This is a genomic window from Oleiphilus sp. HI0123 (assembly GCF_001635315.1).
Genome location: NZ_LWGE01001719.1, coordinates 1 through 983, shown reverse-complemented (window position 1 = coordinate 983; position 983 = coordinate 1). Strand labels below are relative to the sequence as shown.

Annotated in this window: 2 protein-coding genes; both read right to left on the bottom strand. The window is 45.2% G+C overall.

Going from position 1 to position 983, the window contains the following annotated elements:
- On the bottom strand, positions 1-763 hold a 763-nt coding region (bamC, locus tag A3761_RS23270; protein ID WP_068750994.1), incomplete at its 3' end, for an outer membrane protein assembly factor BamC.
- Positions 763-983 (bottom strand): dihydrodipicolinate synthase family protein (locus A3761_RS23265; protein WP_197473197.1); only part of this gene is annotated, 221 nt, incomplete at its 5' end. The genes bamC and A3761_RS23265, both read right to left, overlap by 1 nt.

The following is a 983-nucleotide window of genomic DNA, read 5'->3' as shown; positions in this document are numbered from 1 at the left end:
TAAGGTTTAGCTTTAGGTACTTTCCGCCTTGATCATCTTCTAGCAAAAAAACACGTGGTTCACCACTAATGTCATTTGCAAGTAGGGAGTGTCTATTTCGCTGGACATCTGAACTAACAAACTCGCCAACCGCATTTAGTATCTTTGTTTCAACCTTAGGTAAAGATGCAGCCTTACTCCATGAGGCTTCAGTAAGAACACCTCCCGCTGGCACTAGCTTCACCTGTAGCTCGGCAGTATTGCGCCTAACACCTTGAAGTAAGTTTGCCAGTAAAGCAACCTGCCCTGTCATCCCGGACTCACGCACAAGCTCATACAACGGTGAGCTTTCGGCAATAGCCTGAGTCATTACATAACCCTGCTGGATTAACTGCTGGCTAGTTTTTACGCCCTGCTCTTGCCAAAAAAAATCGAGCATTGGCCAAACTTTTCCTGGCGAAGAGTACAAGCGCAGCCAGGTCTGATCTTCAATTGACTCAACCAAATATGGATCTGCACTTAAAGCTGCCGTAGCATTTGGAGGTTTAGGTAGCTCATAACCCTCCTGATCAGAACTGGCCGCTTTACGATCAACGTTCGGAATAGGATAACGAGAACCAATTTTTAGATCTGAATACCCCTCCGGCACAGTAATCCTTTGGCTTGTCTCAGCAGCATTGTACTCCCCAGATCTGTCTTTGATCAGCCCACATGCCGTTAATGCGAAAGCAGAAAAAACCAGTAAGGCCCGACGGGCAATAATTTTAATAGTTATATCACTCATCAAATCAGTTTTTTCGCTGTTAACGCAGACTCTACTTGCGAATGATATTGTTTGCTTAGCTCAGTCAATGGNAAGCGAATACCTGAGCCAATCAGACCCATTCTATTTAACGCGAACTTAACAGGTATGGGGTTAGCTTCAACGAACATTGCTTCGTGAACTGACGCCAACTGATCATTCAAAGTTTGAGCTTGCTCAGCCTTACCATCAAGCGCTAGGC